This window comes from Paractinoplanes deccanensis, assembly GCF_016862115.1.
Classification (GTDB): Bacteria; Actinomycetota; Actinomycetes; order Mycobacteriales; family Micromonosporaceae; genus Actinoplanes; species Actinoplanes deccanensis.
This window is the reverse complement of record NZ_BOMI01000098.1, coordinates 12,386-23,859: the sequence shown is the minus strand read 5'-3', so window position 1 is coordinate 23,859 and position 11,474 is coordinate 12,386. Positions and strand designations below refer to the sequence as shown.

13 protein-coding genes are annotated in these 11,474 nt (G+C 71.1%); 7 read left to right on the top strand and 6 right to left on the bottom strand.

The features are described 5' to 3' along the window. The first annotated feature begins 3 nt into the window (after positions 1 to 3). The 4 genes from Ade02nite_RS25015 (at position 4) to Ade02nite_RS25000 (ending at position 2,587) form a co-directional block, all read left to right on the top strand. Entirely contained in the window at positions 4 to 303 is a 300-nt protein-coding gene (locus Ade02nite_RS25015) for a hypothetical protein (protein ID WP_203768628.1), read from the top strand. A 30-nt stretch (positions 304 to 333) separates the two neighbouring features. Continuing rightward, positions 334 to 894, top strand: a complete 561-nt coding sequence (locus tag Ade02nite_RS25010) for a hypothetical protein (protein ID WP_203768626.1) — start codon at positions 334 to 336, stop codon at positions 892 to 894. Between the two features lie 9 nt (positions 895 to 903). Continuing rightward, positions 904 to 2,130: an exodeoxyribonuclease VII large subunit gene (gene xseA, locus Ade02nite_RS25005; protein ID WP_203768624.1), complete on the top strand. Its 1,227-nt coding sequence runs from the start codon at positions 904 to 906 to the stop codon at positions 2,128 to 2,130. 253 nt (positions 2,131 to 2,383) lie between these two features. Then, positions 2,384 to 2,587, top strand: a complete 204-nt coding sequence (locus tag Ade02nite_RS25000) for an exodeoxyribonuclease VII small subunit (protein ID WP_203768622.1) — start codon at positions 2,384 to 2,386, stop codon at positions 2,585 to 2,587. Between the two features lie 35 nt (positions 2,588 to 2,622). Here the strand turns inward: Ade02nite_RS25000 and Ade02nite_RS24995 are convergent, their stop codons facing one another. Beyond that, positions 2,623 to 3,306 carry a DUF4245 domain-containing protein gene (locus Ade02nite_RS24995; protein WP_239169031.1) on the bottom strand — a complete coding sequence of 228 codons (684 nt, stop codon included), beginning with the start codon at positions 3,304 to 3,306 and terminating at the stop codon, positions 2,623 to 2,625. A gap of 102 nt (positions 3,307 to 3,408) precedes the next feature. Between Ade02nite_RS24995 and glpX the strand changes: the two genes are divergently transcribed. Next, positions 3,409 to 4,452: a class II fructose-bisphosphatase gene (gene glpX / locus Ade02nite_RS24990; RefSeq protein ID WP_203768620.1), complete on the top strand. Its 1,044-nt coding sequence runs from the start codon at positions 3,409 to 3,411 to the stop codon at positions 4,450 to 4,452. A 64-nt stretch (positions 4,453 to 4,516) separates the two neighbouring features. After that, the gene (locus tag Ade02nite_RS24985; protein ID WP_203768619.1) at positions 4,517 to 5,152 is read left to right on the top strand and encodes a rhomboid family intramembrane serine protease; all 636 of its coding nucleotides are present in this window, start codon (positions 4,517 to 4,519) and stop codon (positions 5,150 to 5,152) included. A gap of 5 nt (positions 5,153 to 5,157) precedes the next feature. Here the strand turns inward: Ade02nite_RS24985 and Ade02nite_RS24980 are convergent, their stop codons facing one another. The 3 genes from Ade02nite_RS24980 to phoH2 all read right to left on the bottom strand — a co-directional run bounded on the left by Ade02nite_RS24980 (position 5,158) and on the right by phoH2 (position 8,380). After that, the gene (locus Ade02nite_RS24980; RefSeq protein ID WP_239169030.1) at positions 5,158 to 5,919 is read right to left on the bottom strand and encodes a S1 family serine peptidase; all 762 of its coding nucleotides are present in this window, start codon (positions 5,917 to 5,919) and stop codon (positions 5,158 to 5,160) included. 96 nt (positions 5,920 to 6,015) lie between these two features. Then, positions 6,016 to 6,750: an aggregation-promoting factor C-terminal-like domain-containing protein gene (locus Ade02nite_RS24975; RefSeq protein ID WP_203768610.1), complete on the bottom strand. Its 735-nt coding sequence runs from the start codon at positions 6,748 to 6,750 to the stop codon at positions 6,016 to 6,018. 325 nt (positions 6,751 to 7,075) lie between these two features. Beyond that, positions 7,076 to 8,380, bottom strand: a complete 1,305-nt coding sequence (gene phoH2, locus Ade02nite_RS24970; RefSeq protein WP_307871232.1) for an RNA 5'-3' helicase PhoH2 — start codon at positions 8,378 to 8,380, stop codon at positions 7,076 to 7,078. Between the two features lie 340 nt (positions 8,381 to 8,720). Between phoH2 and otsB the strand changes: the two genes are divergently transcribed. Then, a complete protein-coding gene (otsB, locus tag Ade02nite_RS24965; RefSeq protein WP_203768606.1) occupies positions 8,721 to 9,527 on the top strand; it encodes a trehalose-phosphatase in 807 nt (268 codons plus the stop codon). Positions 9,528 to 9,534: 7 nt separating this feature from the next. On the opposite strand, the gene Ade02nite_RS24960 is transcribed toward otsB, so the two are convergent. Continuing rightward, a complete protein-coding gene (locus Ade02nite_RS24960; protein ID WP_203768597.1) occupies positions 9,535 to 10,317 on the bottom strand; it encodes an isoprenyl transferase in 783 nt (260 codons plus the stop codon). A gap of 32 nt (positions 10,318 to 10,349) precedes the next feature. Beyond that, the gene (locus Ade02nite_RS24955) at positions 10,350 to 11,474 is read right to left on the bottom strand and encodes a geranylgeranyl reductase family protein (protein WP_203768595.1); all 1,125 of its coding nucleotides are present in this window, start codon (positions 11,472 to 11,474) and stop codon (positions 10,350 to 10,352) included.

Genomic DNA, 11,474 nt, shown 5'->3' with positions numbered 1-11,474 from the left:
CTCGTGCGGTGGTCGTACGGGATCGTCATGGCCGGCTCGGCGCCGGCCGGGACGGCTGCCGGGCTCGCCGCCGGCAAGGCACAGCTGTGCTGCATGTTCGGCTATGTCGTGGACCGTGGCTGGCCGTCCTCCTGGGCGAGCCGGGGCGCGGTGGCCGACGATCCCGAGACCGCCGTACGCCTCGCGCGGAGCTCGAGCTGGACCGTCAACGTTCTCCCGCTCCTCGCTGACCTGCTGCTTTTCTCGTACGCCGGCTTGCTGCTCCTCGTGATCGCCCTGGTGATGCGGAGAAACCGCGGGTAAAGCGTCCTATTTGCCGGGATAATCGGTTTCATGCCTGAGGCCCCGGCGGACGACCCCGGAATCTCGGCGTCGGCCGTGACGACGCTCCGGCTCATCGCCGGGTGGGCCTTCGTGGGGCTCGCCCTGCTCAACCTGGCCATGGGCCTGGACTCGTTCCCGTACGTGGCCTTCCACCTGGTGCTGCTGCTCGCCGGGCTGGCGATGCTCGGGCTCCAGCGCGTGGGCCGTCGCCCGCGCCGCGCCGCCTGGCTGACCGGCGGGGCGGTCGCCGCGCTGGGCCTGGTCGTCTCGGCGCTGCCCGAGGCCGCCGTCGACTGCTGCTCCCGCGAATACTCCGTGCGGCACGGATTCCCGTTCACGATGATCGCCCGCAACCCGGGCGGCTGGCACGCCGACGGCGCCCGGATCCTCATCGACGTGCTCTTCTGGGCGCTCGCCGGGATGCTCGTGCTGATCGCGGTCGCCCGCCTCACCCCCGCTCCGGCCGGGCCCGCGCCGGCCCGGCTAGCCGCGCCGCCGAGGCGGGCCGAGCACGCCGAGGAACGCGGGACGCGCACCGCGGACGACGAGAATGTCAGAGGGCTTCCGTAATCTGGCCGGGTGAGTGAGCCAGCAGGAGGCAAGAGCACCGCCGACGAGCCGTGGCCGGTGCGCGTCGTCACCCAAAAGATCGGCGCCTGGATCTCCAAGCTGGGCTGGGTCTGGGTGGACGGCCAGGTCGCCCAGATCAGCCGGCGACCGGGGTCCAGCGTGGTGTTCCTGACCCTGCGCGACCCGTCCGCCGACCTGAGCCTCACCGTCACTGCTCACCGCGACGTGCTCGACGCCGGCGCTCCCGAGCTGGCCGAGGGCGCCCGGGTCACGCTGCACGCCAAGCCGGAGTTCTATCCCGCCCGGGGCACGCTGAGCCTGCGCGCCGACGAGATCCGCCAGGTCGGCCTCGGCGAGCTGCTCGCCCGGCTCGAGAGGCTCAAAAAGCTGCTCGCCGCCGAGGGGCTCTTCTCCCGCGAGCGCAAGCGCCGCCTGCCGTTCCTGCCCGGGCGGGTCGGCCTGATCACGGGCCGGGCCAGCGCGGCCGAGCGCGACGTGCTGATGAACACGCGCCGTCGCTGGCCCGCTGTCGACATCAAGGTGCTCAACGTGCCGGTGCAGGGCCCGACCGCGGTGCCCCAGATCATCGAGGCGCTCAAGGTCCTCGACAACGACGACACGATCGACGTCATCGTGATCGCCCGCGGCGGCGGCAGCGTCGAGGACCTGCTGCCCTTCAGCGACGAGGCGCTCTGCCGTGCGGTTTTCGCATGCCGTACGCCGGTGGTCAGCGCGATCGGGCACGAGACCGACACGCCGCTGCTCGACTACGTGGCCGACCTGCGCGCCTCGACCCCGACCGACGCGGCCAAGCGGATCGTGCCCGACCTGGGCGAGGAGCGGCAGCTGATCGACGTGGCCCGCCGGCGGCTCGAACGAGCGGTGCTCACCCTGATCGACCGCGAGACCCACCGCATCGAGTCGTGGCGCTCCCGCCCGTCGCTGGCCCGCCCCGAGCTGCTGGTCGACCAGCGGGCCGCCGACGTGACGGCGCTGCGCGACCGGGCGACGCGCAGCCTCGACCACCGCCTGCGCCGCGCCGACGACGAGCTGCGGCACACGGTGGCCCGCCTGCGCGCGCTGTCACCGGCGGCGACTCTCCAACGGGGCTACGCGATCGTCCAGCGCTCCGACGGCCACGTGGTGCGGGCGGCCGACGAGGTCAAGCCCGACGACCTCCTCCGGGTGCGGCTGGCCGAGGGCGAGCTCCGGGCCGCCGTCAAAGAGACCGAATGAGCACCGAGCGGACTTCGGCGAGCCACCGCCGGAGCGCGAATGGGCTGCGGCGAGTGCCCCGAGAGCGAGCGAACGTGCGGCGAGTGCCCCGGGAGCGAGCGAACGTGCGGCGAGAGCCCCGGAGGCGAGCGCACTGCGGCGACACCCCGGAAGCGAGCGAACTGCGGCGAGAGCCCTGGGGACGAGCGAACTGCGGCGAGAGCCCACCCCCGGGGGCGAGTGACCAGGCGATGAGTGACGACAAGGAGGACGAGTGAGCGACGACAAGCTGAGCTACGAGCAGGCGCGCACCGAGCTGGCCACCGTGGTGGAGCGGCTCGAGCAGGGTGGCAGCTCCCTGGAGGAGTCGCTGGCGCTGTGGGAGCGCGGCGAGAAGCTGGCCGACGTCTGCCAGCGTTGGCTCGACGGCGCCCGCGAGCGCATCGAGGCGGCCCGCGCCGCCCGCGCCGACGACTGACGACCGCCGCGAGGGCTCAGCTGGCCGAGGGTGGCTCAGCTGAGGGAGCCGGCGAGGGTTTCCAGTCTCTCGACGTCGCTCTTGCCGATGACGATGACCGTGCGGGTCTGGTCGGCCAGCACCAGGGCCTTCTCGCCGGGGCGGGTGTCGTAGAGACGCCAGACGCCGGCGTCCGAGCGGAACTCGCCGGCGGGCTTCGCGGCCTTGGTCAGCTCGGTGGGGAGCAGGGTCGCGGAGGGCACGTTGCTCTCGACGAGCTGGAGGGCGTCCTTGTCGGGGTCGACGTAGCCGATGCGCAGGGTGGCGCCCTCGGTGTCGCGGCGGAAGGTCGCGCTCGACACGTGCCAGTCGTCGCCGAGGCCGCGGGGCTCAACCACCGTGAAGACGTTCGCCCGGCGAGCCTCCTGGAGCGACGGGGCGGGATCGACCGTGATCGGGGCGTCGCCGTTGAGGACGGTGCGGTAGAAGATCAGCAGGAGGGCGATCGGGACGAGCAGGACCAGCAGCGACATCGCCATGTCCTTCGGCGACCGCTCCTGCCCGCGCGCCAGCCGAACGGGGGCACCGTCGGAGGCGGAACCAGACGCGGCCGCGGCGACAGAGGTGGCGCCCGCGGCGGAGGTGGAGCCGGTGGGCGCGGGAGCCGCGGCGGCGGTGCCGGAAGGCTCGGCCTGAGGGGCGGGCGGGCCGGAGACGGGTGCGGGCGAGGCTGGTTCCACTCACCCATTGTTAACCATGTCGCTGAGGCGGGACTTTGCACATCCGTACATGTGAGGATCGGGTAATTCACCGACCCCGCAGAGTCGCGAGGAGGCGCCCATATGCCAGCCCGGGTCCCGCAGGATCTCGACCGCAACATCGCCCTCGACCTGGTCCGTGTCACCGAGGCCGCCGCGATGGCAGCCGGCCGGTGGGTCGGCCGCGGTGACAAGAACGGTGGTGACGGTGCCGCCGTCGACGCCATGCGCAAGCTGATCAATTCGATTCAGATGAGCGGCACGGTGGTGATCGGCGAGGGCGAGAAGGACGAGGCGCCCATGCTCTACAACGGCGAGCGGGTCGGCGACGGCACCGGTCCCGAGGTGGACGTGGCGGTGGACCCGATCGACGGCACGACTCTGATGAGCAAGGGCATGCCCGGCTCGGTGTCGGTTCTCGCCGTTGCCGAGCGCGGCGCCATGTTCGACCCCAGCGCCGTCTTCTACATGGACAAGATCGCCGTCGGGCCGGACTGCGCCGACGTCATCGACATCAACGCCGGCACTGCCGAAAATCTGCGCCGTATCGCCAAGGCCAAGCGGTCCAGCGTCTCGGACGTCACCGTCTGCATCCTCGACCGTCCTCGCCACACAAAGCTGGTCGAGGAGGTGCGCCAGGCCGGCGCGAACATCAAGTTCATCTCGGACGGCGACATCGCCGGCGCGATCTCCGCGGCGCGCGCCGAGTCCGACGTGGACGTGCTGATGGGCATCGGCGGCACCCCGGAGGGCATCACCGCCGCCTGCGCCATCAAATGCCTGGGCGGCATGATCCAGGCGAAGCTGTGGCCGCGCGACGACGCCGAGCGCGAGAAGGCGCTGGCCGGCGGCCACGACCTCGACCGGGTGCTCACCACCGACGATCTGGTCACCGGTGACAACTGCTTCTTCGTGGCCACCGGCGTGACCAGCGGCGACCTGCTCAAGGGCGTGCGGTACCGCTCCGGCGGCGCGCACACCCAGTCGATCGTCATGCGGTCCAAGAGCGGCACGATCCGCGTGATCGACTCGTACCACCGGCTGGAGAAGCTCGCCCTCTACTCGGCTGTCGACTTCGACGGCCACCTGCCGACCGTGCCCCTCGGTGACGGCGAGCCGGTCATCTAACTCTCAGGAAGGCGAGGCCCGCCATCTGTTGGCGGGCCTTGCCCGGCCCTGGAACCATTGACGGATGAGTTACGGGGCAGACACAACCCGCATCGAAGCCGAGGCCAAGTTCGGCACGGACGCGTTCTACGCGTCGCTCGGGCGCGCTTTTCTCACCATGTGTGCCGTTGTGCCCGTTCTCTTCCTCATCGAGGCGATCGACGTCGGCATCGGCTCCGGCCAGCTCGACGTGGCCGGCGGCATCATCCCGCACCGCATCGCCGGGCTCGACGGCGTGCTGTTCAGCCCGTTCCTGCACGCCGGCTGGGACCACCTCTACGGCAACGCGGTTCCGCTCATCCTGGTCGGCACGTTCGCGCTGGCCGGCGGCGTCCGGCGGTTCATCTGGTCGACCTTCGTGATCATGCTGGTGAGCGGGCTGGGCGTCTGGTTCGTCGGCGACCCCAACAGCGTCGTGGTGGGCGCGAGCGGCGTCATCTTCGGCTACCTCGGCCTGCTGCTCGCCCGCGGCCTGGTCGAGCGCAGCTGGTGGAACCTCGGCGTGGCCGCGTTCATCGGCCTGCTGTACTGGTACCAGCTCTACAACATCCTGCCGACCGACCAGCCGGTCTCCTGGCAGGGCCACCTGCTGGGCCTGCTCGGCGGCGTGATCGCCGCGATCCTGTTCCGCCGCAAGCGCCCCAAGCCGATCGCCCACTGAAGCCGCTACTGCAGCTTCTGCACCGCCGCCACGATGGCGGGCCGAAAGGTGGAGATCTGGGTGTAGACGCCCGGATACCCGTCGCGCGCGCACCCGAGCCCCCAGCTCACGATGCCCACCTGCTCCCACTGCCCGCGCCGGTTCTGCCCGACCATCGGCCCGCCGCTGTCACCCTGGCAGGTGTCCACGCGCTGGTCCCCGGCGCACATCTGCTCGTCGTCGACGAGCTTCACCCCCGCCTTCTTGTACGCCTTCGCGCAGCTCGCGTCGGACACCATCGGCACGGACGCGTAGTGCAGCCGCCGCTCCTGCTTCATCGAGTCCTCGCGGGTCTGCCCCCAGCCCATCACCGTGTACCGGCCTTTCCGGACCGGTTCCGTGGCGAGCGGCAGCACCGGGAGGTGCAGCGAGCGGTCGATCTGCACCACCGCCCAGTCGTCACCCTTGGTCTCGTCCTTGAAGCCGGCCGCCCGGATGACCGAGACGCTGCGGGCGGTCAGCGCGCGACGGGACTTGAGGTCGGCGACCCCCGCGGTGACCTCGATCTTGTCGGTGTCGCCGGTGCCGTCGACGCAGTGGCCCGCGGTGAGCACGACCCGGGACGCGATCAGCGTGCCGCCGCAGCCCATCGAGAGCCGCACCGCCCAGGGGAACTTGCCCTGCGGCGCGACCGTGCCCCCGACCACTTCCCGGACCGGGCGGTCCTCACCGCCCGCGAGGGCCGGCCGGTCGCCGGCGCCCAGCACGGCCGCGAGGAGACCCAGCACGACCCACGATGCGGCATTTCGGACCATAAAGACATTTGATCACAATGAAACGGGCCGCGCGGTTAGCCGCGCGGCCCGTTCATGAAGCTTGTCTACTTAGTACCAACCGACGTCCTGCGAGTGCGCCCAGGCGCCGCAGGGAGTGTCGTACCGGCCCTCGATGTAGTTGAGGCCCCACTTGATCTGGGTGGCCGGGTTGGTCTTCCAGTCGTCGGCAACGGAGCCCATCTTGTCGCCGGGCAGCGCCTGCGGGATGCCGTACGCGCCGGAGCTGGGGTTGGTGGCCTTGTAGTTCCAGCCACTCTCCTTGGTCCACAGCTTGTCCAGGCACGGGAACTGGTCGATGCCGAAGCCGGCGCTGAGCATCAGCGCGCAGCCGGTCGCCCGGGCGCCCGAGTATTCGTCGCAGGAAGCGGGGATGTCGCCGGTGTACTCGACCGGGCCGCCGCTCTCCTCGGCCTTCTTGGCGGCTTCCTCGGCCTTCTTGGCCGCCTCCTCCGCCTTCTTCTTCTCCTCGGCCGCCTTCTTCTGGGCGATCACCTTGAGCTCGAGCTGGTGCGCCTGGGCCGCGGAGGCCTTGGCGGCCGCGGCCGCCTTCTCGGCGGCGTCGCCCTCGGCCTTGCGCTGCCACGCTCGCGCGGCGGCATGCTCGGCCTGACGTTGCTTCAGCAGCAGCGTGTCGTCGACGTCGGCCTGCACGACCAGTTGCGCTTCGGCGCTCGCCTGCTGGACTTCCCGGTCCTGTCCGAGATAGACACCGCCGGCCGCGCCCGCCACGAGCAGACTGACCGAGGTAACCCGTACTCCGACCCGGCTCCAGAGCCGATTCACGAAGTTTCCCTTCGTCGGGGGCAATGACGCGGCACGTCCTCCACCGGGGGAAACGGCGGTTGGGCGTGCCGCGAGCACCGCGACCACTCGGGCCGGCAACTCGATCCGGGTCGATCGAGAGGGTGGCCGAAGTCGATCTCCGACGACGATGACCACGCATGGCGCTCGCCAGACACCATGGCGCAACGTGAAGTGGATGTGAAACATCAGAGCGCTGATGTGACTTTGCTCACTCCAATTTCACGCTCAAATCGGGTGAAAGAGCGCAGAAATCGCGTCACTCCGAAGGGGACACCATTGTCACCTTACGGAGTGTAGCGATCACTCAAAGTGGAATCTCCTCCAGCAGGTCGGTGACGACCTCCGCGATGGGCGAGCGCTCCGAACGGGTCAGCGTCACGTGGGCGAAGATCGGGTGACCCTTCAGCGCCTCGATCACGGCCGTGACGCCGTCGTGCCGGCCCACCCGCAGGTTGTCGCGCTGAGCCACGTCGTGGGTCAGCACCACCCGCGAGCCCTGCCCGATGCGGGAGAGCACGGTCAGCAGCACGTTGCGCTCGAGCGACTGGGCCTCGTCCACGATCACGAAGGCGTCGTGCAGACTCCGGCCGCGGATGTGGGTCAGCGGCAGCACCTCGAGCATGCCGCGGGCCATGACCTCCTCGACCACGTTGGCGTGCGCGACGGCGCCGAGTGTGTCGAAGACGGCCTGCGCCCAGGGCGACATCTTCTCGTTCTCGGTGCCCGGCAGGTAGCCGAGCTCCTGGCCGCCGACCGCGTAGAGCGGGCGGAACACGATGACCTTCTTGTGGCGGTTGCGCTCCATCGTGGCCTCGAGGCCCGCGCAGAGCGCCAGCGCCGACTTGCCGGTGCCGGCCCGGCCGCCCAGCGACACGATGCCGATCGACTCGTCGAGCAGCAGGTCGAGCGCCACCCGCTGCTCGGCCGAGCGGCCACGGATGCCGAACGCCTCCCGGTCGCCGCGCACCAGCCGTACCGTCTTGTCGGGGTTGACCCTGCCCAGGGCCGACCCCCGGGGCGAGTGGATCACCAAGCCGGTGTGGCAGGGAAGGTGCTCGGTCTCCTCGAGCTCCAGCTCCTCGCCGCTGTAGAGCGCGTTCACCTCCTCCTCGCCGAGCTTCAGGTCGGCCATGCCCGTCCACGTGGGGTCGCTGGCCTGGCCGTGCCTGTACTCGTCGGCGGTCAGGCCGACCGAGGCGGCCTTGACCCGCAGCGGCATGTCCTTGCTGACGAGGGTGACCTCGCGGCCCTCGGCGGCCAGCCCCAGCGCCACGGAGAGGATCCGGGTGTCGTTGGAGTCGTTGCGGAAGCCGTGCGGCAGGACGCTCTGGTCGGCGTGGTTGAGCTCGACCCGCAGCGTGCCGCCCTCGTCGTTGCAGAGCACCGGCTCGTCGAGCCGGCCGAACTTGATGCGCAGCTCGTCCAGCAGGCGCAGGGACTGCCGCGCGAACCAGCCCAGCTCGGGATGGTGGCGTTTTCCCTCCAACTCGGAGATGACGACGAGGGGGATGACCACCTCGTGATCGGAGAACCGGCGGAACGCCGCCGGGTCGGACAGCAGGACCGAGGTGTCCAGAACGAAAACACGGCCCTGACGGGCCGGTTGCATGGTTCCGGAGACTTTGGCGGCCGCGTCGCGCGGGGATGTAGTAGCGACGTCGGCGTCAGATCGGCGTGATGTCACAGGCCTGCTCCAGCGGGCGTGCAACCCGGTACGCCCGCGGTCCGCCACCTCCGGCGCCCGATCTCATGCACGGGGACGGATTGCGGGCCCCGTGGCGCACTTGTCGCAGGTCCGGGCCGGCCGGCTGGCTCGGGATGACCCCGTGCCATGACTCAAACGCTAGCGGTCATCAGCCGTACGCGGTAGTAGGCGAAAACGGGTGACGCTCAACTCTCGCCCGATCGACCACGCATGAATCCCCACCGGCTGCGGGTAATCTGACCTCGTGGCACAGACTCCGCGTCCGAACCATCCGCTGAGCATCGCCGACGCCTGGGCTTTCACCGCAGAGCACGGCCCGCAGACAACGTTCTTCTTCGACTTCGACGGCGTTCTCTCGCCGGTCACCGACGATCCGGACGCCTCACAGCCGGCGCCGTCCGTGCCGGGCGTCCTCGAGAAGCTCGCGACGGTCGTGCAGCGGGTCGCCATCGTCTCGGCCCGGCCGGTCAGCTTCCTGCGGTCCCGGTTCTCGGCGCTCGAGCGGGTCGACCTCTACGGTCTCTACGGGCTCGAGGTGTGGCACGAGGGCGAGGTCGTCACCGAGCCGGCCGCGCTGCCCTGGGTGCCCGCCATGGCCGAGCTGGCCGAGCGGGCCAGGACCGAGCTGCCCGGCGACGTTCTGGTCGAATACAAGCGCCTCTCCGTCGCCCTGCACTACCGCACGGCCCCGCAGCACGCGGCGGCCGTCGAGCGCTGGGGCCACGAGCAGGCCGAGCGCCAGGGCCTGCGGGTGCAGGGCGGCCGCATGGTCGTCGAGCTCAAGCCGCCGGTCGACCAGGACAAGGGCATGGTCATCACCGAGGGCGTCCGCAACGCCGGCTGCGCGTGGTATTTCGGCGACGACATGTCCGACATCAAGGCGTTCGACGCGCTGCGCGCCCGCGAGGCGGTCGACCCGTCCTTCGTCGGCGTCGCGGTGGCCGTGGCCAACCCCGAGACCGGCGCCGAGGTCTCCAGCGCCGCCGACCTCACGCTCGAGTCGCCCGACGCGGTCGCCGAGTTCCTGACCGAGGGCCTTCGCCGCTTCTGAGGGCGGGTCAGGCGCCGAAGCGGCGCTGCCGGTTGCCGTACGACCGCAGCGCCCGGAGGAAGTCGATCCGGCGGAAGTCGGGCCAGTTGGCGTCGTGGAAGTAGAACTCCGAGTGCGCCGACTGCCACAGCAGGAAGCCGGAGAGCCGCTGCTCGCCGCTGGTGCGGATGACCAGGTCGGGATCGGGCTGGCCGCGGGTGTAGAGGTGCTCCGCGATGTGCTCGACGTCGAGGATCTCGGCCATCTCCTCGATCGTGCGACCGGCGGCGGCCTGCTCGTGCAGCAGCGAGCGCACCGCGTCGGCGATCTCGCGCCGGCCGCCGTATCCGACCGCCATGTTGACCTCGACGCCGACCGTGCGGTCGCGGGTCTTCTCCTGAGCGGCCTTGAGCGTGGCGGCCGTCGACGCCGGCAGCACGTCGAGCGCGCCCACGATGCGCAGCCGCCACGGGTTACCGTCCTCGGCCAGCTCGGTCGCGAGGTCCTCGATGATCTGGAGCAGCGGGTCGAGCTCGGCGGCCGGGCGGCGCAGGTTGTCGGTGGCCAGCAGGTAGAGCGTGACGTGCTTGATGCCGGCCTGGTCGCACCAGGTCAGCAGCTCCTTGACGCGGGCCGCGCCGACCCGGTGGCCGTCGTTGGGGTCGACGAACCCCATCTCACGGGCCCACCGGCGGTTGCCGTCGCACATGACGCCGACGTGCTGGGGCACGGGTTTGCCGGCCAGCTTGCCGGCCAGCCGCCGCTCGTACACACGGTAGAACGGAGTGGAGATCAGGGACCGCAGACTCATCGCATCAAACCCTAGCCCGCCCCGGTAGCGACTCAAGGGTGGGCCGGGCGCCGGTGACCCAACCGCAGGGAGATGCGCCCGATCGTGCGAAGGTCGAAAACGCCGTCACCCAGGCCCAACTCCACCATCCGGTCGAAAACATCACCATCTCGGGCAGCGGCGTCCACCGCGGCGTCGACCACGCGCGGCCGGCGGCTGAGCCACGCCGCGAAGCCCGAGTGCCGCAGATGCCGCCCGAGTCGCCCGCGCAGCGCGTCGCGATAGCGCTCGGCCACCCCCTCCGGTCCGGCCGCGGCCGCGGCGCCCGCGAGCGAGCCGGAGAGCACCGCGTAGAAGATCCCCTCCCCGGTGAACGGGTTGATCAGCGAGAGGGCGTCGCCGGCGAGCAGCACGCGCCCGCGTCCCGGCCGCGGCCGCCGGGTCGACAGCGGCAGGTGGTGCCCGCGCACGCCGGCCGGTTCGGCGCCGGCCAGGAGATCCCGCATCCTTTCCAGGAGGTACGCCTTCGTGAGCGCCTCGCCGCGCAGCACCTCCCCGTAGCCGACGTTGGCGGTGCCGTCGCCGATCGGGAACTCCCAGGCGTACGCGGGCCAGCGCTGCCGAGTGGTGACGATGACCTGCTCGCTCGTGTTGCCGGTCGGCGCGTAGCCCCGGATCGCCACGGCGAGATGTCCCGGCGGGTTGACCGGATGACCGAGCTGCCGCCGCACCACCGAGCCCGCACCGTCGGCCCCGATCAGCACGCGTGCCCGCGCGACATCGTCGATCACCACCCCGTCGCCGCGATCGCTCACCCGGCGCACGGCATGACGCCGCAACTCGGCACCGGCCGCGACCGCCGCCCGGACCAGCCGCTCGTCGAAGACCAGCCGGGGCACGGTGTGCGCCGGTCTGGGCAGCTGCCGGGCCACCGCCGCGCCGTCCGGTCCCACCAGGCGCAAACGATCGATAGCCGGGTAACCATCGGTCACGCCGGTCACGCCCAGGGATTCGAGCACGGCGACGGCCTCGGCAGCGATGCCGTCGCCGCACGGCTTGTCCCGCGGGAAGCCGGCCCGGTCGAGCAGGAGCACGTCGGCGCCCGCCCGGCGGGCGGCGATCGCGGCGGCGGCGCCGGCCGGACCGGCGCCGGCCACCACGAGGTCGTAGGTTCTCAC

Excerpts from the sequence above, each read along its gene's own strand:
- phoH2 (WP_307871232.1), bottom strand. The coding sequence starts at position 8,380 with ATGCAACCGGCCCGTCAGGGCCGTGTTTTCGTTCTGGACACCTCGGTC.
- glpX (WP_203768620.1), top strand. The coding sequence starts at position 3,409 with ATGCCAGCCCGGGTCCCGCAGGATCTCGACCGCAACATCGCCCTCGAC.
- Ade02nite_RS25010 (WP_203768626.1), top strand. The coding sequence starts at position 334 with ATGCCTGAGGCCCCGGCGGACGACCCCGGAATCTCGGCGTCGGCCGTG.
- Ade02nite_RS24985 (WP_203768619.1), top strand. The coding sequence starts at position 4,517 with ATGAGTTACGGGGCAGACACAACCCGCATCGAAGCCGAGGCCAAGTTC.
- Ade02nite_RS24960 (WP_203768597.1), bottom strand. The coding sequence starts at position 10,317 with ATGAGTCTGCGGTCCCTGATCTCCACTCCGTTCTACCGTGTGTACGAG.